Source organism: Gottfriedia acidiceleris (assembly GCF_004138285.1).
Lineage (GTDB): Bacteria > Bacillota > Bacilli > Bacillales > Bacillaceae_G > Gottfriedia > Gottfriedia acidiceleris_A.
In genome coordinates, this window is record NZ_SCFN01000010.1 from 161060 (window position 1) to 186581 (window position 25522).

Consider the following 25522-nt stretch of genomic DNA (forward strand, 5'->3'; position numbering starts at 1 on the left):
TCATTATTTCACCGCCTCGATAGTTGTTTGCATAAATGAATGACCCGTTCCACAATATTCGTTACATAAAATTAAATAATTTCCTGGCTTTTTAAAGGAATACTCCTTCATATTAATTTGACCTGGCACAGCCATCATATTGACATTTGTATTAACAATCGAAAAACTATGTGTCACATCTGTACTAGTCACAACAAATCGGACTTTCTTTCCGATTGGGACTTTCAATTTACTAGGTGCATAAGCAAAGGTTTTTGCAAGTAATACAACTTCGTATGTACCATCATCTTTTTGATACACACCTGGATGATTGAAAGGAGCAGTCTTTTCAACTGTTTGAGGATTTACTGTGTTCATCCCGCCTGCTGGCTGAAGATGTGAACGAAATGCTGTAATACCGATAATTACAAGAAAAACAATTAACGAAATCATTCCAAATGTTAACCAAATTTTTTCGTATTTATGTAGATGCATACACATCCTCCTTACTAACGATGTAAATAAAAAGCATAGAAACTAAACCATAAAATTATAATGAAAACACCTAGGACAAGTACACTGATAAAAGTTCCATTTAAATTATGATCTTGTTCTCTCTCAGCTCTCTCAGTTTTTTTTGAAGACAATTCAATCTCTCCAATCTCAAAAGTCAAAATTTAACTAAAAGTTAGTATGATTATTTCCAAGTATTTCTATTCATGGAAATGAAAACAATAAATGTAAACTGCATTTTGGGAATCAAGATAAAAGTGTCTCTGGTAAAATTAGTAATAATAAGGGGGAGTAAAAATGGGATATATAGAAGAGTTAAGGAGTATTGTCGGACATAGACCTTTAATATTTGTAGGCTCAGTTACAATCATCATTGACCAATCCGGTAGATTATTATTACAACTTAGAAAATATCCAAATGGCTATTGGGGAATACCAGGTGGACTAATGGAGTTAGGGGAATCTACCGAAGATGTAGCCAAGAGAGAAGTTTTTGAAGAAACGGGACTAATTGTAGATCATTTGAATTTAATAAATGTCTATTCAGGACCACAAAACTTCGTTATAGCTGAAAACGGAGATGAATTTTTTGTAGTTACAGTTGCTTATTATACAGAAGAATATAAAGGGACTTTAAGTGTTAATGATTCGGAATCTATTAAATTTGAGTTCTTTTATCCAAATGAGCTACCAAATAATATTGTTAAAAGTCACAAGGTTATTTTAAATGAATTTTTAACAAAATTTTACCCTGAATTGGGGTATGAATGTTCTAACGTCAAATAGCAAGTATAACAAGAAGGGTAAATTTTCAGAGTTTAATAGGAATCGATTCAAAAAAATAGAATGAATGATTAAAGTTGAATTAAAAAGTATGGGGTGACTTATTTGGCTAAAACTGTGCATTGCGATCGATGTTTAAAAGAAATTAGGATTAGAGGAGATCTCGTTACTGCTACGATGTTTTTTCAAGTCGTTCCTTATCATGAGGATTGTTATGCAAAAGATTTAAAAGGTGCCAAAACACTTTTTTTAAACAATCAGCCAATTAATGGTTTCTCTGGTAACTTTCTAACATTTCTAGCATTTGCGATTTGTATTGCAACATTTTTTATTGATGACCATTTGATGATCTATTTGTCAATTTTAGCTTTGATCGCAATATTGTATAGACTATATTCATTTTTTAATTTTGAAAGACATTTAGAGAAGTAGAAGGATTGATCGAAGTTGAAAACGCTAAGCGATCTATTAGAATAATATAGATTGCTAAATTTCAGTGGGAAGTTTTTAATAAAAATAAAGTAAAAAACTCTGATAGACAGAGTTTTTTTCACTTTATTTACCAAAATTTCCAGCGAATTGCATTACAACTGCTTTAACTTCTTCAAGTTTATCAGGCTTTAATAAAGTAATCATCTTAGGGACAAATTGTTGAACTTCTTCTAATGAAAAAGTGCCTTCATCTTGTTTTCTGAAGTTTTCTAAAAGAATTTCCCTTGCTTCATCTTCTTTACCTTCTTGAACTCTTTGTAAAATAAAATTTAAAAACATTTCTTGACCTTGCTTGTCCATTCTTGTTGCCTCCTATAAATAATTTATACAACCATAAGGTGTTATATAAATTATAACACCTTATGGTTGTATGTCAATTTTATTTTTCTGAGAATCATTCTTCGTTATTTATTAGCTATTTTATAAAAATTTATTATATTTTTTGAAGGTTAATCATATTACCTCGGCCTTATGTTATTTAAATGAATATTAATTGATTGAAAAATGCTATAATTTTTTATGGAAGATGATGGAACCTATGTCCGATAGGGACTTAAAATTTAATTAATAGAAAAGTTTATAAAAAAGGTGGTAATCGCAATTAATAAGAAAAAAATAGCAGTATCTTTTAGTGGTAAAGATTCAACTTTGGCATTGCATGATCTTTTGCATTCTGATGAATTTGAAGTAGTTGTACTAATCGCATCAGTAACTGAAGGATATAATCGGACGAGCATTCATGGAGTTAGGGTTGAATTATTGGAGGCACAAGCAAATTCAATCGGTCTACCATTAAAGAAAATTTGGATTCCAGAAAATTGTTCTAATCAAAAATATCAAGAAATTATGACAAAGGTAAATTTAGAGCTAAAGGAACAAGGGATTGAATGTATTGCATTTGGAGATTTATTTCTTGAAGACGTACGAAAATATCGAGAGGAAATGCTTAAACCATTAGGAATTAAGCCAATTTTTCCATTATGGGGTGAAGGTACGACAAATGTGATTGAACGGTTTATTTCCTTAGGCTATAAAACGATTATTACATGTGTTGATTTAACTAGATTATCAGAAGAATTTTCTGGTAAAGAAATAGGTTATCAATTAATCAACGAACTTCCAAAAGAGGTTGATCCTTGCGGTGAGAATGGAGAATACCATTCATTTGTATTTGATGGTCCTATTTTCAATAATCCCATTCAGTTTGGCATTGGAGAAAAGAAGCTAACTGCTGATGTTTATACAGGAGAAACTAGATTTTGTTATACAGATTTAGTTCTTGCATGAAGTAAGTTTTAACTTTGAGAATGTTGAATGGGTAAAAGTTTAAAATAGACTGTTAATTTGAAACAGTCTATTTTTTTGTTTTAATAACAAACTATAAATAACATTGAATGTTCAATCTTACTGTTTTTTTAAATCTGGTCCCCAAGGCGGCTCTGCTCCTGCATCCATTATAATATTTTGTTTCGTTAATCCGACTTGATTTGCATAATCATCTAACATTTCATAAACGGTTAACCGATGATAAGAACCATTGGTAAATCGTGGTTCATTTCTTCTTTTTGGATCCACAATCCACAGTGACACCGAATCTTTAGCCGTATAATCATTGAATTCATTGATTGGTACTCTAAAGTCAATCTGTTCATTATATCCATTTGCTACAGTGATTATAGTAACCTCTCCCATTTGCTTCTTCGGAAAAAGAGGATCCTTGTTCACTATTACATTTATTTTTGCAATTCCTTTTGAATCTGTTAATTCAGTACCTAAAATTTTACCAAATGAATTGATTACAATAACCCTAGCGCCTTTAATAGGTTGACCAGTTTCTCCTGAGGAGGTAGCTGTAGGGCCAACTTGGACTGTAAGTGTTGCAGAAACTTCATTTAACTTTGCTGCTAGCGTTAACTGCGAAGAACTTAAAAAAATGAAAGTGCTTAAAATAGTAGTAATACATATTTTTTTCATCTATTCACACCAAACCTCGTGATAATTTTTTGGTTTAGTTTAAGTTGAATTATTCTTAACTATACTTTAAAAAATGTTCGAAATTATATAATTATGAAAATAATAATTGTTATTTTTTATTGCTAGGAGAAGTTATGAATATTTATGTATAATTAATTGGATCAGTGATTTTACTCGCATTGAGTAGAAATACTTTTTACGTAAACTTTTGAGTAATAATTGGATTTCGTCCTGCTAAATAATTAAAAATAATAGATTTGTAGCTTTAGCTTCATATCATAATAAGTAGACTAGTAGTAGAAGGATCGATAATTTCGTCGATTCTTTTTTATTGTGTACAAATCATGAAATCGAATGGTATCCAAGTGATTTTCAGCAATATACTATTCAAGCTGAACCCAGAGCCACCAAGACCTAATAAAAGAACAAGGAACTATTAAAAAAATGTCGAAATTTACATTATATAATAAATATATAGTGAGTGGTGCCAAATGATAACAAACTTATACTTAGTAAGACATGCGCATTCAACTTATACTCCTGATGAATTGGGCCGACCATTATCTAAAAGAGGATTCACTGATGCAAATATTGTTACTAAACTACTAATAAAAGAAAAGATCGACTACGTTATTTCAAGTCCATATAAACGTGCAATTCAAACTGTTGAAGAGATAGCTAAATCATTAAATTTAGAAATTATTATAGAAGAAAATTTTAAAGAGCGACTCCTATCACATGAGCCAGTTGAGGATTTTGAAAAAGTAATAAGAGAAGTTTGGATGGACTTTAATCGATCGTTGAATGGTGGAGAGTCAAATAATATGGCTCAAAAACGAGGAATAGAAGCAATAAGCAAACTATTAATAAATTATTCCGGTAAAAATATTGTTATTGGTACGCATGGTAATATGATGGTACTCATTATGAATTATTTTGATCAAAAATATGATTTCAATTTTTGGAATGGACTTGCTATGCCGGATATTTATAAATTAACTTTTGAAGGTGAATCATTAGTTGAAGTGAAAAGAATATGGAATTAGTGTAAGGGAATTTCTTAATTTTGAACTACTCTAAGGTAGATAAAAAGAATAGAAGTTTCTATATGAAAAAGGAATTTCAAACTCGTAAATTCTTTTTGATATTCTTCTAAAAAATGCATAATTTGAAAATGGTGAAAGAAATTGACGATTCTTTATTTTTCAGTAAATTAACGAATCGTAAAATAAGAGATGATATAATATTTCTAAGTTCGTTCCATGGTTAAATGAAAAAACAGATTTAGAAAAACACAAGTGAGGATCACGCATGTTAGAATTCAATGGAAAACACAATAATGGAAAAATACTACTTGATTATGTTGATACAAATGTCATTACACGATTAAAAACAATCTTGGATACTGAATGCTTTGCAAATTCAAACATTGTTGTCATGCCAGACTGCCATATATCTAGTGGAGGTGTCATGGTAGGTTTTACGATGACGTTGAATGATTTTATTATTCCTTCAATTGTCGGTGTAGATATTGGATGTGGAGTTAGTGCATACCATCTAGGTCGAATGAAATCAATAAAGAGTGAAAAACTTGATAAGTTCATCCGAAAAAATATCCCGATTGGTTCAAATATCCATGACGAGCCAGTTATTGAACCGGTAGAGATTGCAGAAGCGATTGAGAGACTTAATCTTAACTACATGTATGTAATGAACAGTATTGCAACGCTAGGTTCCGGTAATCATTTTATAGAAATTGATAAAGATGAGAATAATCATTTTTGGCTTGTAATCCACACAGGTTCAAGAAATTTTGGATTTGAAATTGCAAAACATCATATGAATGTCGCTAAAGAAAATATGAAACAATTATTCGGAGAAAATTATAAAGGATTCGAATATTTATCTAAACAGGAAGACAAAGATGCATATTTAAGAGATCTATCAATTGCTCAACATTTCGCTTCGTTAAATAGAGAAACGATTGCTAAAATCATCATTCAAAAATATTTTAAGCTCGATTTTGATTCGATTAAAAAAATTGAATCGGTACATAATTATATCGACCTTCAAAACAATATTTTAAGAAAAGGTGCAATTTCAGCTCGTGAGGGTGAAGAAATAATTATTCCATTTAATATGGCATATGGTTGTGTTGTAGGAAAAGGTAAAAGTTCAAGTGACTACAATTATTCAGCACCACACGGGGCAGGCCGAATAATGAGCCGAACAGACGCAGTCTATAAAGTCGACTTGGATGTTTATCAAAAAGCAATGAAGGGCGTATATACAACATCTGTCAACAAACATACAGTCGATGAATCACCAATGGTATATAAAAAACCTAAATTAATATTAGAAAATATTACTGAACAGATTGAGATTGATTTCTTCATGAAACCGGTGTACAACCTAAAAGCTGATAAATAACCTCTCTATTAAGAGAGCTTATTTATCATAGTGTATTACCAAGAGCAAAGAGGTTGTAATGAAATAAAGGATAAATTTCTTTAATATCATAAAGTAATCATTACAATTTTAAAAAGAAAATAATAACCAAATAAGTTCTTTCTCCCCATTATCAGTATAAAATTATATAAATTTACTTTTTTTGACACCTAATCTTTTACATAATGGGGGATTACTATGCTGAATAAGTTTAAAAGGTTCTTAGTAGTACTTCTCATTTTTGTTCTGTATCTTGGATTGTCATTGTTAGTTGCAAATTTTCTTTGGAGTTTAGTAGTTGAATCGATTATATAAATGGATTAAATAATAAAGGTTTTGGGACTTCTCCTTTGAATATAATTCTTAAAGGAGCTGGTATAAATTTGGTGAAAATTTGTTTAATTATTGGTGCAATTTTTATACTTATTTCGGGAATACTCATAGGTGCATTTCAAGCACCAGAACAACAAAGAGTTCTGAAAGATGATTTTTTAAGTTAGGGCACTTAAATAAGGATCAATTCTCCATATGGTCAGGAGTTATTGGGATTTTTTTTATTTGTATTGGAGGACTTGTATACTATATTAAATAATTATTTTATGACTTAATTCAGTCATAACTCAAATAGTTTAATAGCTTTTTTACATAATCGATATTTTTGTCGATTTTTTTTATTGTGATTATTTCGAAGTAGGTCAATATGATTATTAGTAGGGGCATAAATTAAATGAAGTAGAAATTATATTGTTGTGGCTATTATTAGGAGGTGCGAAATTGAAGATCGTTTTTTTTAGAAATCTCAATAAAATTGAAACATATGCTGCAAATAGAAAACAAATAAAGTTGAATCTTCCTAGTAAAGAAGAGGCTAGTGTTATATTTGGCCTGACAAGAAAGTTTGAATTTGATAATCGTTGTGCAAGACCGCCACAAATCAGCGGTACAGTTGTAGCTTCTGTTACTTGTAATAGAGATAAGGATATTAGAATTTATTTCTATCCAATCTCCCAAACTATTTATCCTGAAAAGGCGAAATCTCAATTTCATAATGAAGTATTACCTAAACTTAAGAAATGGATTGATAATCAAGTGTCAAAACCAGAAACTGCAGTTTTAGGGATCGAAGAATTTATTATCGAATGGAATGGAAAAAACCATATATTCCACCAAATTAAATTTTTATAAAACAGTTTTTAAAGACGGTAAAGTTTAATACCGTCTTTTTTATTTTTTTGTTGAATATAATCCTTTAGCTAAACTTAATAAACGTAATTTGATTAAGTTTTTTAAGTTTTTTGTGGAAATACTTACAATAATTAGTTATACTATCTTTAGAATTCACACATAAGGAAATACACAAAGGGGCTTTAAAGCATGTATCAAGAACAAAGATTAGCTTTGATAATAAAGTATTTGGCTTCAAATAGTGAGATTACTTTAGAAGAAATATGTAAAATGCTTAGTGTTTCAAAGGATACAGCAAGAAGAGATCTCGTCAAACTTGAAGAACGCGGGGAAATTATGCGAATAAAGGGTGGAGCAACACTTCCAACTTCTAATCGAAATTTAACCGATTATAAAGAACGAAATGCAACTAAAGGTAAGGAGAGTATTGCGCGAAGAGCTGCATTACTAATTCGTGAAACTAGTGACTTATTGATGGATACATCTTCAACTTGTGCACTCATGTCTAAATTTATGTCCAATAAACAAGTTAATGTGATTACAAACTCAATTGATATAGTTGATTTATTAGGTGAGTTTGAGGAAATTCAAACCTTTATGTTACCAGGAAAATTTAATCGAAAAAATAGAAATTTGGTTGGCCCTAGGACAATTGAAACACTTAATGACTACAAAGTTGATCAGTTATTTCTTGGTGCTTGTGGAATTAGCGCAGACGGAATAACTTCACCAGATGAAGAGGAAGCGTTTTTAAAGAAAAAAATGATCAGTTGTGCAAAACAAGTAGTTTTATTGGCAGATCATACAAAGTTTGAAAAAGTTTTTCTGCATAAGGTATGTGATATAAAGGGGATAGACATCATTATTACAGACAAAGATCCAGATGAAGAATTTAAAAGAAAAATAATCGAATACAATATTCATTTAATTAGTTTAGAAGAAGAGGAAAGTGAGAGGATTTCGGATGAAAAAAATTAAGGTTGGTTTAGTTGGATATGGTTTTTCGGGAGCTACGTTCCACGCACCATTTATTAGTGTATTAGAAGAATTTGAATTGTTAAAAGTTGTAAGTTCAAAAAAGGAAGATGTCCAAAGAGATTTAGGAGATGTAGAGGTAGTAAGAAGTTTAGATGAGGTTTTAAAAGATGAATTGATTGACTTAGTTGTCATTACTACGCCAAGTGGTATGCATTATGAAATGGCAAAACAAAGTTTAGAAGCTGGTAAACATGTTATTTTAGAAAAACCGATGGTAGTAGAAGCATGGGAAGCAGAAGACTTAATTAAGATTGCTAATGAAAAGAATTTACTTCTAAGCGTTTATCATAACAGAAGATGGGATAATGACTTTTTAACAGTTAAAAAGCTAATAAGTGAAGGTGTATTGGGAGAAATCAATACATATCAAGTTCATTTTGACCGTTATAGACCAGAAGTAAGAAATCGATGGAGAGAAAAACAAGGTCCTGGCTCTGGCGTGTTATATGATTTAGGTTCACATTTAATTGATCAAGCTTTAAGCCTTTTTGGACAACCTCAATTCATTTTTGCAGATGTATTTGCACAAAGAGAAAATGCAGAAACAGATGATTATTTCCATATTATTTTAGGATATGACAAATTACGTGTAATTTTACATTCTGGATCCATCATCCCAAGTAACGGACCACGCTTTCAAGTACATGGAAACAAAGGAAGCTTTATTAAAGATGGAATTGATGGACAAGAAGCAGCTCTAAAAGAAGGTAAAAAACCAACTGAACAAACATGGGGAACAGATGAACCACAATTCTATGGAAAGGTTTATTCTATTGACGGTGAAAAAGAAATAATTGAAACAATACCAGGCTCGTATACAACGTATTATAAGAAAATTGCTGAAAGTATTTTAAAAGGTTCAGATGCTCCAATTACGGGTATAGAAGGTTTATCTGTTATTAAAATTATTGAAGCGGCACTTAAAAGTAGTGAAGAAAAGAAAGTGATTTATCTATAATTGGAGGATGTATGGTAGAGACAACTATTCAACAAAGACTTGAAGAGGTAAGGAAACAAGAAGAAAATCTAATCTTTAAAAGTTTTTCAAATAAAAATGCTTTAGAAATTGGTTTGTTAATTATTGAAGCAGCTAAAGAATTTGATAAACCAGTTGCTATAAATATTTTGAAAAACGGTCAAAGCATTTTCCATTATGCAATGGATCACACTTCTCCAGACCAAGATTTATGGATCAAGCGAAAATCTAATATTGTTCTCCGTCATCATTGTAGCTCATATTATATGAGACTTTACAACGAGATGAAAAATAGATCATATAATGAATTTTACTCGGCCAGTCCGTCTGAGTTTGCGGCACATGGTGGGGCATTTCCAATTAAAATTGAAGGATCGGGCGTAATTGGCGTAATTACTGTTTCAGGCTTAGCACAAGAGGAAGACCATCATTTGATTGTGGAGGCAATAGCCAAATTCCTAAATAAAAGGATTTAAATTTTGATATATAAAAATAAAAAATTCCTTAATAATAGTTGGTAATAACTTTGATGAGTATTAAATGGCTAAGTTATTATAATTACTTCATATATAGTTGAATAAGATCTAAAAAGGACTGTCTAAAAAATTGACAGTCCTTTTTCAATAAAAAATATCAATATTTAACATTAACAGAGCCATTAATAAAGAAAAATATGTATCTAGTTTTCCTCACATCACCTGATTCTACCAATAGTTTAGATTTTCAGTGCAAAATTAAACATAATTCTCTGCTAGATTTAAACAATTTAGAATTATTAACTAACTAATTCTAAAATTCAAGTAAGTTAAGTTCATTCAGGTTAATATTAGGAGAGTGGGAGGAGAGTAACTTCCCACTCTCCTATTTTATAAAAAAAAAGCTGCCAAAGCAGCTTTTGAACCTTATATTAGAGTTTGTTCCTGTAAAAAAATTAAAATTAATATATATATAATTAATTTATCTCTTTTAAATCTAGCCATTCAGAATAAGTCAAAATGTTTAGTTCATCTTTTTTACTTACTATATAATTAACAATCATTTTAAACTTTTCTGGATCAAAATTCATTTGAGCTTTATCAGCTTTTTTTTCAAATCGATGATTAGTAAATACAATCGATTGTTTCGTCTTAATTGCAAAGTCGATTTGATCTTTAACCCATGAAATGTCAGTACTAGGTAGTAAGTTAATCGTACGAACTTCATATTTTTTGATATTGTTTGTTTGTATTCCATCCTTAATGGTACGAGCACTTCGATAATGTTCTTCCTGCAAGGTATTCAATGTATCTTGATTATAAGATCCATATGGATAAACAGCGATATTACTTGCTCTTGTAAAACAGTGTTGATCTAGCCATTCACGTGCATCGTTTATTTCACTTTTTTGCTCTTGTTTATTTAAACTTGCTAAATGTCGATGTGTATTTGTATGATTCATCAAATCCCAACCAGAACGATATAAAGTATTTAATTGACGTAATGACATATATCCTTCAGTACCTATTTTCGAAGGTATGACAGCAATACTTCCTTTCATATCATTATCTTTTAAGATTTGAAAACCTTTCGTAAATTGCGTTTCCCATCCATCATCCATTGTAAAAATAATGTTAGCTTTATTTTGTTTTTTTTGAATTTCTTGTGGTGTTTGTACTTTACTTTGCAAAGTTTTACAATTTGTAGTTTGCAGCAAATTATTTTGTGGTTTAGGCTCTGACAAATAAGAAGCACTACTTTTCATAAATGGATATGCTATCAAAAATGATGAAATTAGAACAGCATATACAATAACAAGTTTTTTATCCAACGTTCTTCATTCCTTTATCCTTTTCTAACTCATAAATTCTCCCAGATCGTGAAACTTTGTTCCAATCATTACGGTTTATAAAATAGGAAACAGTTCCAAATAGTACAAAAAATAATGTTACAAATCGATAGACAAATAAATCTAGAATAATTGTAACCGTCAATCTTATCTTTTCTATGCCTTTAAATTTAACACCATAATAATTAGCCAGATACATAGCAAATATACTGTAAATTAAATTTAAAGATACGACTCCAAGCAAATAGAATAATAGTAGATTTTGAGCATGTCCTATATTTGTAAACAACATATAGCCAAAATTAAAAATCGTAAAATAAATAGCAACTGTACCTAAAATAAAAGAATCGATTAGCATAAAGAAAGAAACAGTGCGAAATAAAAAGGTCTTTATAAGCATCGGAAAATAATAAATGACACAATCAATAAATGCCTTTTGCCAACGAATTCTTTGTTTAAATAAATCCTTAAAGGTTTCCGGACACTCTGTATAACATACAGCATTTGGGACAAAAACCATTCTATTGCCAGGATTTTTTAAAATGTATTGTTGGAATTTTAATGTAATGTCGATATCTTCTCCTAAAGTCTTTCTGTATCCACCAACTTTAAATAAAATGTCTCTATTAAAAACCCCGAATGCCCCGGAAATAACGGAGAGTGCATCGAATTTCGCAAGTGAAACTCGATTAATATAGAATCCTTTTATGAATTCAAAAATTTGAAATCGAATGACATGATTTACCGATAAAGTACGCTCGATATTTTTTTGATTAAATTGGACACCTTGAAGGGGATGCACCATTCCACCTGCTGCTATTACATCAGGATCTTGGAAAACTTCATTCAGAACATGCAAAGCGTCGTTTGCAAGAATACTATCTGCATCTAAAGTTACGACTAATTCATTTTTTGAGTATTCGATTCCAGCGTTTAAGGCGTCATGTTTTCCACCATTTACTTTGTCTATTACGTATACATTAGGGTAAATAGTAGATTTATAAAAGTTTTTGATTTTATTACTCTTTAACTGATTTGATATTTTTCGCTCTTCCGGTGTAAGGCAAAGGAGTTTATTTAAAATTTTCATAGTACCATCTTGAGACCCATCGTTAATATAAATAACTTCTTTTGCTGAGTAATCTAATCTATTAATACCTTTTATAGCTGTTTCGATAATACTTTCTTCGTTATAGCATGGTATGAGTATGCTCAAGCTTTTATTAGTTCGTACTAGGTTTTGTATTCGTTTCTTACGGTTATAAAAGATTGGAAGAGCATTTATCATATGTAAGATTGGGAAAAATGTACATAAGAATAGGGTGAGTATTGTAACAAATTGCATAATTAAATCTCCTTAAAACTTGTTGTTACGTAATTTCAATATCTAAGTATGAAAGACATTAATCAATCAGTCGTAACAAAATTTGATTTCTACTAAGATTATATTAACGAGATTTTGGTTTGTTTAATATGTTATTTTTTGAACAATTTATTTCAAAATGAATACTAACAATACAAATATTAAAATGTTTTTGAAATCAGTAGAAATTTCACATACCGCATTTTATTTATAATTAAATTAAAGATATTTTGTTATTGCTTAAAACTGCTTTAAATTCTAGAGGGGGGATTATCATTTTGAAGGTAACGTAGTAAATAAAATGTATTTCCTTGAAGTGGAATGACAAAAAAGATTGCACTATATATCAATTAGAAAGACAGTTAATTATATATACCCTAATGTTGAAATCAATGGATTAAAGGAGAATTAGTTGTTAGAACAAATTCGTGAAAAAGAGGAATAATAAAAAATAACAGCCGAAAACTTTATAAAAAGATCCGGCTGTTTTGTTTTACGTTAATTATTATTGATTTAAAGTGTTATCTAACAAATAATCCTACAATCGTTCCTGTTAATACTGAACCTAGTGTAGCAACTAATAATACTTTTAAACCAATTTTAGCAAAAAGCTCTGATTGTTTTTTATCAATTGCTGCAACTGCACCATATATAATACCAATTGATGAAAAGTTAGCAAATGATACTAAGAATGATGACACAATCGCTACAGTTTTTGTTGATAAATTAGGAATGATTTTTTGGAAATCAAGCATTGCGACAAACTCATTAGCAGCAACTTTTGTCCCCATTACTGATCCTGAACGTACTAATTCATCTGTTGGGATACCCATGATGAAAGCAACAGGTGCAAAAACATATCCTAAAATTTCGGTAAATGTCATTCCGATAATTGAATTGAATACGAAATTAATCATTGCAAGTAAACCAATGTAGGTTATTAACATTGCACCTACAATTAAGGCAACTTTACCACCATCAAGTGCACCGTTACCAATGGCTTCAAATAATGACTTTTCTTTAATCATTTCTTTGACATTAATTTCTTCATCTTGTTCTGATGTAACAGGACATGCCATAGAAGAAAGGATTAAACCAGAGAACACATTGATCGGCAGTGCAACTAGTACATATTGAGCAGGAATCATTTGCATATAAGCACCTAAGATAGAACATGATACCGCTACTAACGAAGATGTAACGACAACAAATAATCGGTTAGGTGTAAGTTTATGTAATTCAGTTTTAACAGAAAGGATTGCTGTTGTATCACCGAATACCATACTATTTACAGCAACGAATGACTCAATCTTTGGTAATCCAGTAACTTTTGCAACTGCACCACCGATATATTTAATTGCTAACGGTAGTATTCTTGTATAAGTCAAAATTGATAATAATGAAGATACGAATATAATCATCATTAAAACGTTAATCCAGAAATAACCCTTTGTCGATAAATCGCCGAATACAAATGAAATACCTTCGTTACCAAAAGATAAAACTTTATTAAAGAAAGCGACGATCTTTTGTAAAACTGTTCTTCCAATTGAGGTTTTTAGCATAAACCAAGCTAAAATCAATTGAACCACTAACATAATTGCAACAGCTTTATAGTTAATGTGCTTTTTATCATTAGACATTAGCCAACAAATAATAAGTATTAAGATAATGCCAATGATTGCGATAATATATGACATTTATTTTCCTCCAAACTACAAAATCGTAGAATAATTTCTAATTTGCAATCTTATTGTTACCAATCAATATAAAAATATCATTAAATAAAGTAATGTTTATTTATATAAATAGCTGAACTAATTTCATGCCACCCCATACACCTATAATCCCACAAATTGCTGAAAATACAGGTGGTGCTGGAATTGGTAATTTAAAGAATGTAAATACAACTCCAACAATTAAACCTGCGATTAAGCTCATAATTATTTCATGCATATTTACTAACTCCTTTTTGTTCAACACTTTTTGTATAACGATGGATACATATGCCAATCATCTCTGTTAATAGGGTATTATCCCCAAAAATCATAGCTAATACAAATTACTACAATAAAGAAAACTTTTTTTGTAAATCAAATGGTTGGTAGGTAAAAAGAATGTTTTTAGAGAATATATTTGTATAGAAAATTCTAATCTTGATGAATTAACTTTTAAGATTATTTACAATCTGAAAGGGGCTTAAGAATGAAACAATCGCTTTTGCAGGAAATTCATGATTTTACTTTATTTGGTGAACATGCAGATCATTTTGAATACTTAGCAAGTGGAAAAGATGGAGATGTTTACACTAGAGACAATTATGTTATAAAAGTATTTAAGGAAGATGGAAAAAGTAGAGATGACGGAATGAAACTTCACCTTCTCGAACGAAGTATATATTATCCAAAAGTCCATGCTTTTACGAATGATTTTATGGTAAGTGATCGAGTATTTGGTGAAACTTTTTATCAATTAGATGGACATAGTAAAAATTTACGTAAACAATATGAAACAGAGATTAATCAAGCAATCTTTGACGCTCAAAATGCAGGTTTAAATGCATTCGACTTACATAATCATAATTTAATGTTATCGAATGATGGCGAAGTTCGAATTGTTGACGTCGGTCGATTTTCACTTGAAGAAGAAACTCTCCAGTTAGGATTTTTTAAATCTTTGTTTGGTAGTTCCCATCGACGTCACCGAAAACATAAAAGACGTCATGATCACTCATCTTCAAGGCATCACTACAGACACTCTTCATCGTCCAGACGCCACCATCGTAGACATTCGAGTTCATATAGCTCATACTCTTCCTAAATATAAATCCACCTTACTACATTAAGGTGGATTTTTTTGTCAATTGCATAAGTTATAATGGAATGGAAAAACTAACCAATATATATTAATCGTACTATTGGAGGGCAAAATGTATAAATCAATCGTATCGTTTATGCTTTTAATATTTCTTGGTTTTTCCTTCGATCATTTCATGGTAGCAGAGGCTAGTGTATTTACGAAAGAAATGTTAAAAAAAGAAATCGAGAATTACGGAGAAAAAGCAACTAACAAAATCCCGGCATCCTATAGTAAAGAAGATGCGCTAAAAAATGGAGATATATTAATAATAGGAAGAACTACTAATCATAATGAACGGATTCAAAAATTTATTAATAATGTAAAAAATAAGAAGCCTGACTTTATTCGATTTGTTGAATTTACTTCAAAAGGTGATCCAGTGATTACCGAATATCAATTTAATGGAAAATTAATTTATTATCGATTTGATAGTTCAAGGGATCGAACAGACAGATATCGAAAAGGGACATTTGCGATGAGTAAATTTGTTACAGGACCAAAAGTTTTAGAAGATTATTGCCAAAAGTTAGTCGTAAATTCAAAAACGTCATATTTAACAAATTGTTATCATTTTGATAAGGTAGAATTTTAGTTTTTAAAAACGTCGGTTAAAAAATCGGCGTTTTTTGTGTTTTAGTTACATAAGAGCAGAGTAGTTTTAAAAAAAAGAAATTTCACTCACCGTAATTTATAATCAAAAAAATTTTAGAACTTAAAATACAATTTTATTAATGAATCTTAATGACTGCCTTTCAAAAGAGTATCATAAGAATTTCACGTACCGTAATATATTCCTTGAATTTAATTCTTTTAACGATAAGATGGACAAAAAGTTCCAAACTAAACTATAATTTCTACATATAACTAATAAAACTGCTACTAAAAAATGGAAATAAAAAAGATTTACCAAAGGAGTAAATAAAATGACAGAAAATATAGTTCAAAATGAGAAAACTGAGTTAATAAAATACATACCTCCAAAAGGAGAATTTTCAAAATTTTTGTCTGATGAGGATTATTTAGAAAAAGGACGAACTTGGGGTTTGTTTAATAAAAATCCAAAACATGATTTTTTATTCAAAGGTCAAGATTTTCAAGTAAATGTAAAGCTTGTTGGCTATGAAACTTATGGGGTTACTGATGAGTATCATACAATTATTATTGAATTTGAAGATGGCAATTTAACATGTATTCATCCTGCTTATTTAAAAGAAATGCAATCTCCAAGCTTTAAGAAAGTATACACAGTTGGTGAAAGTGATACGAAGAACAGTGAAGAGAAGAAAACAGAAACAGTAACAAAGTCGAAAGAAAGTACTTCTAAAACGACTACAAAGAAAAAAGTAGAAAAGAAAGAAGAAGTTTCAATCACATTACCAACTGATAAATCACATTTTAATGGCACGGTAAAAGAATTTAGTACAAAATATAATCATTTTAATGATAGCGAAGAAGAGATTATTATATGGGAAAATGTGGCTGTCAAAGGAGATCAGGAATTATTAATAGGAAATGCTTGGTGTTCATTGAGTAAATCTTTAAAGGCAGCTGAGTTAGAGGTAGGTAAATCTTATCAATTTGATGGTAAAGTAGTTGATAAGAAATTAAACAAAGAGGTTAAATATAAACTAAATAATCCTTCAAAGGTTGCTGAGATTTAAATTTAGAGATTAAGCCAATTCATAAAAAAGCTAGCTAATGCAGTTAGCTTTTTTTATTTCTCAAATCCTTCTATTATTATCAAAACTATGTAAATGGTTACATGTTTTTGTTCTTTTAGACAAATAATTTAATAAAACACAATTCCTTTAAAAAAGGTAATTTGAGTATATTCCTGAAAATTCGTAATTTAAGTCTTGTATTACTACTTTTTATTAATCGTAAAAAGAAGTTAGTATCTTAATACACTTATTTAAGGGGGCGTATTTGTTGAGAAGAAGAAAAATTAGTATAACGTTTCTTACTTTTGCTTTAGCAGGTTCTTTGTTTTCAACTACAGCACTTGCAAAAGATGAGAATGTTAATCCTTATGAAAAGATTGATCTTGTAGGTCTTGGAGACTCCATTACATTTGGTTTCAATTTAGGTACTACTAATAATATACCATCAAATTATGCGTTCCCTTTTCTTATTGGTGAAAACGCAAACCTTGTAGTTCGTGATTTAGGCGTTCCAGGTTGGACTACAGATAATCTTTTGCAAGCAATAAAATATGATACCAATTTCAGACAATCAGTAAAACATACAGACTATATTACTTTGGATATAGGAAATAATGATTTGTTACATACTTTGAAAACAAGTAATAATTTAGAAGAACTTCCTGGAAAAATTGCTATGATGCAAAATTAGCAGGAAATTTAAATGACATAATTAAGGAAATTCGTGAACTTAGCGATGCACCAATTGTTTTGTACAATTTCTATAATCCATTTCAAGTAAGTAATCAACCGATGCATAATTTATCAAATCAATTATTATCGTTCATCATTAATCCGAAAATTTCTAGCATTGCAGGTAAATACAAAAATGTAAAAATAGCTGATGCTTTTTCTGCGTTTGGTGAAAAACAAGCAACGTATGTTAGACAGGGAGATATACATCCAACTATTGATGGACAAACTGTACTAGCTAATATTGGAAGGAATGCGCTAGGTATAAAATAATAAAATTATTGTATTAATTTTTTATTTCACTTTAACTTTATAATAAATATCGGTTAACCATAGATTGTGGTTAATCTTTTTTTGTAGATACTCCTTATATTAATTAATTTTGAATCGAGACATAACACATTCATCATAGAACTATATATTAATATTTACTAAAAATGTCGTTTTGATTTGGAATCAATGATTTTATATTAGGAGGGATCCAATGGAAAGTATCCATGAGATACTAAATGAGATTACATCATCTAAAGAGGGTGATGTATTAGCTACAATTATTCATGTAGAAGGCTCTGCATACCGGAAAGAAGGAACTTCCATGTTATTTAAGGGCAATGGGAAAGAGGTTGGCTTACTAAGCGCAGGTTGCCTTGAAGCAGATTTGTCATATCGAGTTCAAGAAACAAGAGTAAGAAAAACACCTCAAACTATTACTTATGATATGAGTGCAGAGGATGATTTAACGTGGGGTAATGGAGCAGGGTGTAACGGAATTATTACTGTGCTTTTAGAGCCAATTGATGAAAATATGTTTAATTTACTAACTAGATTAAAAGAATCCCTATTAAATGGTACGAGTGTATCGATGATAAAAATTTTATCTGATGAAAATAATGACGTTGAAACTTTGTTCTTAGTGGATGAAAAGACCCTTTTTGGAAATTGTAATGAGCGAAAATTAAAACAGCTTAAAAGTATTCTAAATGAATTACATCATACTAATCAAAAAAGTGGGCTTCGAACAATCGAACCGCTTGAAACGAATGTGTATTTACATACTTTTCATCCGAAGCCTCGCTTATTCGTGTTTGGAGCAGGTAAAGATGCGATTCCTTTAGTAAAAATTGCATCATTAGCAGGATTCTTTGTAACTATAACCGATTGGCGTGCTAATCTATGTTCTAAAGAATACTTTCCAAACGCTGAACAAATACTTGTTGGCTTTCCGAGCGAAATCATACCAAGACTTCAATTGACTTCTTCTGATTCTACCATAATCATTACCCATCAATTTCAAAAAGACAAAGAAATATTAAATCATATTTTAAATATTAATCTTAAGTATATAGGAGTTCTTGGTGGGAAAAAACGAATCCAACGACTTTTAGAAGGTAAAAAAGTAGATGCAGAAATAAATAGTCCAGCTGGTCTACAAATTGGTGCTGAGGGCCCAGAAGAGATTGCAATCAGTATTGTTGCTGAATTAATTCAGAGACAAAGAATAAAGAAGAAAACTAAGCATGAAGAATAGCAGAATTATTGCAATTTTACTTGCTGCAGGTGGTAGTAAAAGAATGGGTCAGAATAAAATTTCACTTCCATTAAGTAATTCTACAATTGGAAGCTTTGGTTTACGTAAATTTATCAATTCTAATATTGACCATGTTTTTGTCGTAACAAAAGAAAATGATTCACTAAATTGGATAAGCAATGATCTCCTTCAAAAACCATATAAAGATTCTTGGACCCATGTTCCATGTAGCAGTGCTAACAAGGGACAATCATACTCTTTAAAATGTGGTTTAAATCAAGCTCTAAAATCAAAGCCTTTAGGGATAATGATCCTCCTTGCAGATCAACCTTTTTTATCGATTCAAACAATTAATGAATTGCATCAAAATTTTTTAACGCGTTTAAGTGAGAATTCAGCAATTCCATTTTTAGCAGCAAGCTTTCAAGGTGTTCCTAGACCCCCAATCATACTGGCGCCTAATTCGATACCTGACTTATTCATGTTAAATGGAGATGAAGGCGCAAGAGCAATTATTCGGAATCATACTAATCTAGAAGGTTTGTTAGTTGAATTTGGGAATAAGTGGGACTTTTTCGATATTGATACAAAGGAAGCTTATGAAATTGCGAAGGGAGTTGATCTTAGTTTGTGATTAAACCAGGAGGCACGAACTTATATTATCCAGCTGTTTGGTTTCCAGATACAATTGAAAAAGCATACGATTTAAAACGGCAATTTTTTAATGATTCATGCATTATCGCAGGGGGCACTCATTTACAAACTTATTGGGAAAAGGGAATACAGTGTCCTGAAAATTTAATTAGTATAGAAAACATAAAAGAATTGCAGGAATATAAGTTAATCAATAAAAATGGGCAAACTTTTATGCAAATTGGAGCATTGACCACTTTAGATTGTTGTAGAAATAAACCAATCTTCCTTGAAAATGTCCCAATACTAGTGGAAGCTGTTCGAAATATTGCATCTCCAGCAATTCGAAATAGAGCCACAATTGGGGGGAATATTGCGAATGGTAACGGAGACCTAATTCCTGCATTAGTTATATTGGAAGCTAATCTAACTTTGTATGACGGAAATCAATTGTTAGTAAAAAAACTATCTGAGTGTATAAAAGAAAAAAATTTAATATTAAATTCTATCCTTGTGAGTATTAATATACCTGTGCAAAAAAAGGAGTCAAGTGATTATTATTTCTATAAAAAAATAGGATTACGAGAGGTTTTCTGCCAAAGTATTGTGACCATATCTGGTTATTTTAAGATGAATGAAAAAAAAGTAATAGAAGAAATTCGCTTAGCAGTTTGTGGTAGCTCATTTATGCCTCAAAGGCTAGTTGGTACTGAAGAGTTATTAAAAGAGTTATTTGTTCCAACTTTTCAATTAAAAGAAATAGCACAGTCTATAAAAAATGAATTTAACCCTCCTTCTGATCCTTTTTCATCTTCAAATTATAAACAGGAAATTACAACTAATTTTATAGTTTCCGAGATTGATAAACTAGTTAGAAAATAAGAGGTGGCCGGATGAGTAAAGACAAGATTTCTTCAAATAAAGAAAGAAGAATACGTCCAGATGGTCTTAATAAGGTGACAGGTAATATGAAATATCTTACAGACCTTTCTTTTCCAAACATGTTGTATGGGAAAGTTTTAAGAAGTACTGAGCCACATGCTGACATATTATCTATTTCGATTAAGGAAGCTGAAAAACTCTCGGGTGTTAGAGCTATAGTTACTTATAAAGATATTCCTGGTATAAATGGTTTTGGTCTAATAGTTCCCGATCAACCCGTTTTTTGTAAAGATCGGGTAAGATATATTGGTGATGCAATTGCAGCTATTGCCGCTGATACAGAAGAAATCGCTGAACAGGCATTACATTTGATTAAAGTCGAATATAGAAAACTACCTGTTATAGATAGCCCTGAAATAGCGCTTCGCCATGACTCTCCTAAATTACATGAACAAGGAAATATTTTACATCAATCTAAATATCAAAAAGGTGATGTTGAGCAGGGATTTCGAGATTGTAGTACGGTTGTAGAAGAAACTTATGATTTACCTAGGCAAATGCATGCCTACATGGAAACAGAAGGAGGAACAATTGTCCCTGAAACGAACGGGAATCTAACAGTATATGTTGGAACACAGCACGGTTTTAAAGATCGGTTTCAATTGGCAAGAATACTAAATATACCAGAAGAAAGTATTCGAATTATCTCAAGCCCTATGGGGGGTTCTTTTGGAGGTAAGGATGAATTAAATATTCAACCATATGGCGCATTGTTAGCTTTAAAAACGAAATGTCCAATAAAAATTCACCAAAGTAGAAGTGAATCTGTTAAGTCTGGACTAAAGCGTCATCCAATGAAAATTACAATGAAAACGGGTGTCAACGAAAATGGGGAAATTGTGGCACATAAAGTAAAAATTATTGCTGATACTGGTGCATACGCAACATTAGGCCCCGCAGTTTTAGATTTTGCTATTGAGCATGCTCCAGGACCATATATTATACCTAATATTGAAATTGAAGGATTATCAGTATTTACAAATAATGGAGTTGCTGGTGAATTTAGAGGGTTTGGTGGAAATCAAATTACGTTTGGTCTTGAAGGGCAAATAGACCGACTTGCTGAGAAACTAAAAATGGACCCTATTAAATTTCGTTTGAAAAATTTAAGAAAAACAAATGATTTAGGGCCATTAGGTCAACAAATCGTACCAACAAATGGTGCTTATGATGTTTTAAGTCAAATATCTAAAACGCCTATACTAAATAAACAGAATGATAAAGAAGTTAGTCAGAATTGGAAAGTTTATGGAAAAGGTATTGCACTTACAATGCATGGAGGGGGGCTAGGAGTTGACAGGATAGATCCAGCAGGTGGTCGCTTATCTTTTACACGAAAGGGTAAAATTGAAGCAGCATTTGGATTTGAAGAATGTGGTCAAGGTATACTTGCAGTAATTGAAACATTATTAATCAATGAATTTAACTGTTCTGTACAGGATATTAATATTATAATTGGCGACACTGATTTAGTGCCAATTAGCGGTTCTTCAACAGCATCTAGAGCTACAAGCATTGTGTGGCATTCTTTAAAAAGAATGGAAGCTCAATTTAAGATTCAACTTCTTGAACTAGCCCAAAAGGTTACTAGAATACCTATTAACATTCTTAAATTGGGACCTAATGGAATTTGGATGAAAGTTAATGGTAGAGAAGATAAATTGATTATGACTTATAAAGAACTTGCTCAAAAAATGCCTCAAAAACAAGAAATAATCGTTCAAACTTCTTTTGATTTTCCAATAAGTCCTGATGCTATTGTTGGAGGTAGTCACTATCTTTATTCCTTTGCATCCGTTTTGGCACAGGTTGAGATTGATCTCCTTACTGGTAAAACCAAGATAATCGGATTAGACCAAGCAGTAGCTGCTGGTCCAGTTGTTAATCCTTTAGGTTATAAAGGACAAATAGAGGGTGGGGGTGTTATGGCATTAGGGTATACATTGATGGAAGACTCGATAATGGAAAAGGGTGTATACGTTTCGGATAACTTTGATACTTATCTAATACCAACAATTTGTGATGTTCCTTATCAATTAAATGTAGTACCAATAGAAAGTCTTGAAAACGAAGATTCATATGGGCCAAGAGGGGTTGGAGAGATCGGCACAGTTGCTGTTGCTCCTGCAATTGCTAGTGCAATTTTTGATGCAACAGGTTGCTGGATAAATAAATTACCAATTTCTCCGGAATATTTATTACAATTAATAAATTCAAGGAGATGAGCCAATGGTTATGAATAAAAATGTTCAAAATCAACCTATTCATTTGCTTGAACTTAATATAAAAATTAATAATATTGAAAAACAATTTCTTGTTGCACCTACTACACGTCTTATCGACATTTTACGAGAACAGATAAAAATGACAGGAACAAAAGTTTCTTGTGAAATTGGTCGATGTGGTGCGTGTGCTGTCCATATGGATAATAAACTAGTTAATTCATGTTTGATGATGGCTTATCAAGTAAATAATACTTCTATCTGTACAATTGAAGGTATAGCAGATGTAGAGCTCCATCCTATTCAGAAAGCTTTCTTAGAAGAGGGTGGTTATCAATGTGGATACTGTACTCCTGGTATGATTATGGCAGTAAAAGCACTCATCGACACAAATTCAAATCCAACGGAGGAAGAAATCAAAGAAGCAATATCGGGTAATCTATGTAGGTGTACAGGATATGCAGGAATAATACATTCGATCAAAAAAGCAATTGCAATAATAAATAAGAATAATACTTAATTCTAAATTAGTAAGACTAAATTATACCAGTTTAAAACTTTGTCCTTCTATATTTCTCCTATCGTTCATAGGGTAAATATGAGGGGGTTTTTTGTGATTACAGATATTTTAAATTTCATATATGGTGCATTCGCTGGTTTCTGTATTTTGAAAATAATAAGTAATCTAGTGATAAATAATAATTCTCATTCTTTGCTCTATTTATTTTGTTTACTAATGATCATAATAAAAGAACGTCAAAAAGGTGGGTTTTTACATGGATTTAGTTTAAAAAAAAAAGAAGTAAAGTCATTTTCTTTTAAGTATTTTAATGAAATTTTTAACTGAAAAGTAGGATAAAGATTTATTTCCGAAAATTCAGAAATATGATATTCTAAAAATAGACTGGTTTAATATTAGAATTTTTAGTCATCAAAAAAGGAAGGGGTATGATGACTTTGGTTTCAAATAGTAATTTACCATTAAATGAAGATAATCAATTAATTAATCATGTTGACCTACATGAAGTATTTAATAACATGGTTGAAGGATGTTACTATTTAAATTCGAAAATGGAATTTGTTTTTATTAATAAGGCTGCTGAAGCAATGATTGAAAAGCCAAAAGAAGAGTTAATCGGTGTATGTATGTGGAATGCATTACCTAATTATGTGAATACAGATGTATATCATTATTACAATAAGGCCTATAATGAACAAAAAATCCAATCGTTTGAAACAATAACGGAGTACTCTTTTATACCATATGAAATTAAGGTGATACCCGATCAGAATGGGATACTAGCAATTTTCAGTAATATATCTGAGAAAAAAATACAAGAAGAAGAGCAGAGATATTATGAAAAACTAAAAATAATTGGAGAAATGGCTGCTGGTGTAGCGCACGAAATTAGAAATCCACTCACTACAGTAAAGGGATTTTTACAATTAGGGTTACAAAATAAAGATTTTGAAAGCTATAGCCAAATATTTGAGGTTATGATCGATGAAATTAATCGGGTAAACTCAATAATTACTGAATTTCTCGATATTGCAAAGAAAAAGCCTAACAAACTTGAAGAACATAATTTAAATCAAATTATAAATACTTTATATCCATTACTTGAAACTAGAGCATTAAAAGAGGACAAACTGATTATAAGAGAGCTAAATGAAATTCCTAATTTAATCATTGATCAAAATGAAATCCGACAGCTACTTTTAAATATGGTTAGTAATTCTTTAGATGCAATGGATGTTAGAAAAATTGTAAAGATACATACTTATATTGAAGACGATAAAATTGTTATGTCAATTAATGATGAAGGAACTGGCATTCCACCGGAAATAATAGAGAGAATATCAACCCCATTTGTCACATCAAAAGAAAATGGAACTGGATTAGGATTAGCAATTTGCTATGCGATTGCTAAGAGAAATAACGCAACGATTGATTTTACAACAAGTACAAATGGTACGGATTTTAATATTAGATTTAATAGATGACTACTTTTCGCTAAAAATTAGTTAAAGCTTTAACCAAACTAATGTACTACATCCGTAGTGATACGGCTGACAAATATGTCCTTGGGGAAGGACGGTTACTTCTTATTAGAAGTAATGTTGATGATGGCAACGATTAAGCTAATTAGCGCAATCGTTGCCATTACACTTTCTAGCATTAAACTAATTGTTTTATGCACCGTCATAGGCATCACCACCTTTCATAGAACGGTAGGTCAGCCGATTCCCAAGTTATGTAGTATCTCTATTATACCATTTACGACTTTTTTCGCTTACAAGCATTTGAAATATTTTCCAGTATTTAACAATAAAATTATGACTAATAATGGATTGATTATCGTATACGT

At 30.8% G+C, this 25522-nt stretch carries 28 protein-coding genes; 21 read left to right on the forward strand and 7 right to left on the reverse strand.

The features are described from left to right. Positions 1-3 precede the first annotated feature (3 nt). Positions 4-474 (reverse strand): cytochrome c oxidase subunit II, encoded by a 471-nt coding sequence (locus EP747_RS15885; protein WP_129691094.1) that lies wholly within the window; start codon positions 472-474, stop codon positions 4-6. A 315-nt stretch (positions 475-789) separates the two neighbouring features. Between EP747_RS15885 and EP747_RS15895 the strand changes: the two genes are divergently transcribed. Beyond that, entirely contained in the window at positions 790-1278 is a 489-nt protein-coding gene (locus EP747_RS15895; protein ID WP_129691096.1) for an NUDIX hydrolase, read from the forward strand. 102 nt (positions 1279-1380) lie between these two features. After that, positions 1381-1707 (forward strand): hypothetical protein, encoded by a 327-nt coding sequence (locus EP747_RS15900; RefSeq protein WP_129691097.1) that lies wholly within the window; start codon positions 1381-1383, stop codon positions 1705-1707. A gap of 123 nt (positions 1708-1830) precedes the next feature. Here EP747_RS15900 and EP747_RS15905 read toward each other — a convergent pair whose 3' ends face one another. Beyond that, positions 1831-2067: a hypothetical protein gene (locus EP747_RS15905; protein ID WP_069032177.1), complete on the reverse strand. Its 237-nt coding sequence runs from the start codon at positions 2065-2067 to the stop codon at positions 1831-1833. A 288-nt stretch (positions 2068-2355) separates the two neighbouring features. On the opposite strand from EP747_RS15905, the gene EP747_RS15910 reads away from it, so the two are divergent. Continuing rightward, positions 2356-3054, forward strand: a complete 699-nt coding sequence (locus tag EP747_RS15910) for a diphthine--ammonia ligase (RefSeq protein ID WP_165347090.1) — start codon at positions 2356-2358, stop codon at positions 3052-3054. Positions 3055-3171: 117 nt separating this feature from the next. On the opposite strand, the gene EP747_RS15915 is transcribed toward EP747_RS15910, so the two are convergent. After that, positions 3172-3741: a hypothetical protein gene (locus EP747_RS15915; RefSeq protein ID WP_129691099.1), complete on the reverse strand. Its 570-nt coding sequence runs from the start codon at positions 3739-3741 to the stop codon at positions 3172-3174. 491 nt (positions 3742-4232) lie between these two features. Between EP747_RS15915 and EP747_RS15920 the strand changes: the two genes are divergently transcribed. The 6 genes from EP747_RS15920 to EP747_RS15945 all read left to right on the forward strand — a co-directional run bounded on the left by EP747_RS15920 (position 4233) and on the right by EP747_RS15945 (position 9864). After that, positions 4233-4787: a histidine phosphatase family protein gene (locus EP747_RS15920; protein ID WP_129691100.1), complete on the forward strand. Its 555-nt coding sequence runs from the start codon at positions 4233-4235 to the stop codon at positions 4785-4787. Between the two features lie 265 nt (positions 4788-5052). Next, positions 5053-6171 carry an RtcB family protein gene (locus tag EP747_RS15925; protein WP_129691101.1) on the forward strand — a complete coding sequence of 373 codons (1119 nt, stop codon included), beginning with the start codon at positions 5053-5055 and terminating at the stop codon, positions 6169-6171. 792 nt (positions 6172-6963) lie between these two features. Then, positions 6964-7374 carry a hypothetical protein gene (locus tag EP747_RS15930; RefSeq protein ID WP_129691102.1) on the forward strand — a complete coding sequence of 137 codons (411 nt, stop codon included), beginning with the start codon at positions 6964-6966 and terminating at the stop codon, positions 7372-7374. Positions 7375-7563: 189 nt separating this feature from the next. Continuing rightward, the gene (locus EP747_RS15935) at positions 7564-8352 is read left to right on the forward strand and encodes a DeoR/GlpR family DNA-binding transcription regulator (protein ID WP_129691103.1); all 789 of its coding nucleotides are present in this window, start codon (positions 7564-7566) and stop codon (positions 8350-8352) included. After that, positions 8339-9370: an oxidoreductase gene (locus EP747_RS15940; protein ID WP_129691104.1), complete on the forward strand. Its 1032-nt coding sequence runs from the start codon at positions 8339-8341 to the stop codon at positions 9368-9370. The genes EP747_RS15935 and EP747_RS15940 overlap by 14 nt, the downstream gene beginning before the upstream one ends. An 11-nt stretch (positions 9371-9381) precedes the next feature. Then, a complete protein-coding gene (locus EP747_RS15945; RefSeq protein ID WP_129691105.1) occupies positions 9382-9864 on the forward strand; it encodes a heme-degrading domain-containing protein in 483 nt (160 codons plus the stop codon). A gap of 476 nt (positions 9865-10340) precedes the next feature. On the opposite strand, the gene EP747_RS15950 is transcribed toward EP747_RS15945, so the two are convergent. The 4 genes from EP747_RS15950 to EP747_RS15965 form a co-directional block, all read right to left on the reverse strand. Further along, positions 10341-11195: a polysaccharide deacetylase family protein gene (locus EP747_RS15950; protein ID WP_129691106.1), complete on the reverse strand. Its 855-nt coding sequence runs from the start codon at positions 11193-11195 to the stop codon at positions 10341-10343. Further along, on the reverse strand, positions 11188-12558 hold the full coding sequence (locus EP747_RS15955; protein WP_129691107.1) for a glycosyltransferase family 2 protein: 1371 nt from the start codon (positions 12556-12558) through the stop codon (positions 11188-11190). Before EP747_RS15955 ends, EP747_RS15950 begins: the two co-directional genes overlap by 8 nt. Positions 12559-13097: 539 nt before the next feature. Continuing rightward, on the reverse strand, positions 13098-14276 hold the full coding sequence (locus tag EP747_RS15960; protein WP_129691108.1) for a NupC/NupG family nucleoside CNT transporter: 1179 nt from the start codon (positions 14274-14276) through the stop codon (positions 13098-13100). A 100-nt stretch (positions 14277-14376) separates the two neighbouring features. After that, positions 14377-14532 (reverse strand): XapX domain-containing protein, encoded by a 156-nt coding sequence (locus tag EP747_RS15965; RefSeq protein ID WP_129691109.1) that lies wholly within the window; start codon positions 14530-14532, stop codon positions 14377-14379. A gap of 249 nt (positions 14533-14781) precedes the next feature. On the opposite strand from EP747_RS15965, the gene EP747_RS15970 reads away from it, so the two are divergent. From EP747_RS15970 to EP747_RS16025, 12 genes are all read left to right on the forward strand, one after another. After that, the gene (locus EP747_RS15970) at positions 14782-15396 is read left to right on the forward strand and encodes a hypothetical protein (RefSeq protein WP_129691110.1); all 615 of its coding nucleotides are present in this window, start codon (positions 14782-14784) and stop codon (positions 15394-15396) included. Between the two features lie 109 nt (positions 15397-15505). Next, a complete protein-coding gene (locus EP747_RS15975) occupies positions 15506-16027 on the forward strand; it encodes a DUF4362 domain-containing protein (protein ID WP_129691111.1) in 522 nt (173 codons plus the stop codon). 331 nt (positions 16028-16358) lie between these two features. Then, positions 16359-17096, forward strand: a complete 738-nt coding sequence (locus tag EP747_RS15980) for a hypothetical protein (protein WP_129691112.1) — start codon at positions 16359-16361, stop codon at positions 17094-17096. A 268-nt stretch (positions 17097-17364) separates the two neighbouring features. Next, the gene (locus tag EP747_RS15985) at positions 17365-17787 is read left to right on the forward strand and encodes an SGNH/GDSL hydrolase family protein (RefSeq protein ID WP_165347092.1); all 423 of its coding nucleotides are present in this window, start codon (positions 17365-17367) and stop codon (positions 17785-17787) included. A gap of 59 nt (positions 17788-17846) precedes the next feature. Next, complete coding sequence (locus EP747_RS15990) at positions 17847-18101, forward strand: hypothetical protein (RefSeq protein WP_129691114.1); 255 nt, start codon at positions 17847-17849, stop codon at positions 18099-18101. Between the two features lie 211 nt (positions 18102-18312). Then, positions 18313-19356, forward strand: a complete 1044-nt coding sequence (locus EP747_RS15995; RefSeq protein WP_129691115.1) for an XdhC family protein — start codon at positions 18313-18315, stop codon at positions 19354-19356. Continuing rightward, positions 19346-19990, forward strand: a complete 645-nt coding sequence (locus EP747_RS16000; protein ID WP_129691116.1) for an NTP transferase domain-containing protein — start codon at positions 19346-19348, stop codon at positions 19988-19990. The genes EP747_RS15995 and EP747_RS16000 overlap by 11 nt, the downstream gene beginning before the upstream one ends. Continuing rightward, complete coding sequence (locus EP747_RS16005; protein WP_129691117.1) at positions 19987-20871, forward strand: FAD binding domain-containing protein; 885 nt, start codon at positions 19987-19989, stop codon at positions 20869-20871. The genes EP747_RS16000 and EP747_RS16005 overlap by 4 nt, the downstream gene beginning before the upstream one ends. Positions 20872-20882: 11 nt before the next feature. After that, positions 20883-23156 (forward strand): xanthine dehydrogenase subunit D, encoded by a 2274-nt coding sequence (gene pucD, locus EP747_RS16010; protein WP_235832901.1) that lies wholly within the window; start codon positions 20883-20885, stop codon positions 23154-23156. A 4-nt stretch (positions 23157-23160) separates the two neighbouring features. After that, the gene (locus tag EP747_RS16015) at positions 23161-23673 is read left to right on the forward strand and encodes a (2Fe-2S)-binding protein (RefSeq protein ID WP_129691118.1); all 513 of its coding nucleotides are present in this window, start codon (positions 23161-23163) and stop codon (positions 23671-23673) included. Between the two features lie 93 nt (positions 23674-23766). Next, positions 23767-24000 carry a hypothetical protein gene (locus EP747_RS16020; RefSeq protein ID WP_129691119.1) on the forward strand — a complete coding sequence of 78 codons (234 nt, stop codon included), beginning with the start codon at positions 23767-23769 and terminating at the stop codon, positions 23998-24000. Positions 24001-24104: 104 nt separating this feature from the next. Next, entirely contained in the window at positions 24105-25157 is a 1053-nt protein-coding gene (locus EP747_RS16025; protein ID WP_165347094.1) for an ATP-binding protein, read from the forward strand. The last annotated feature ends 365 nt before the right edge of the window (positions 25158-25522 follow it).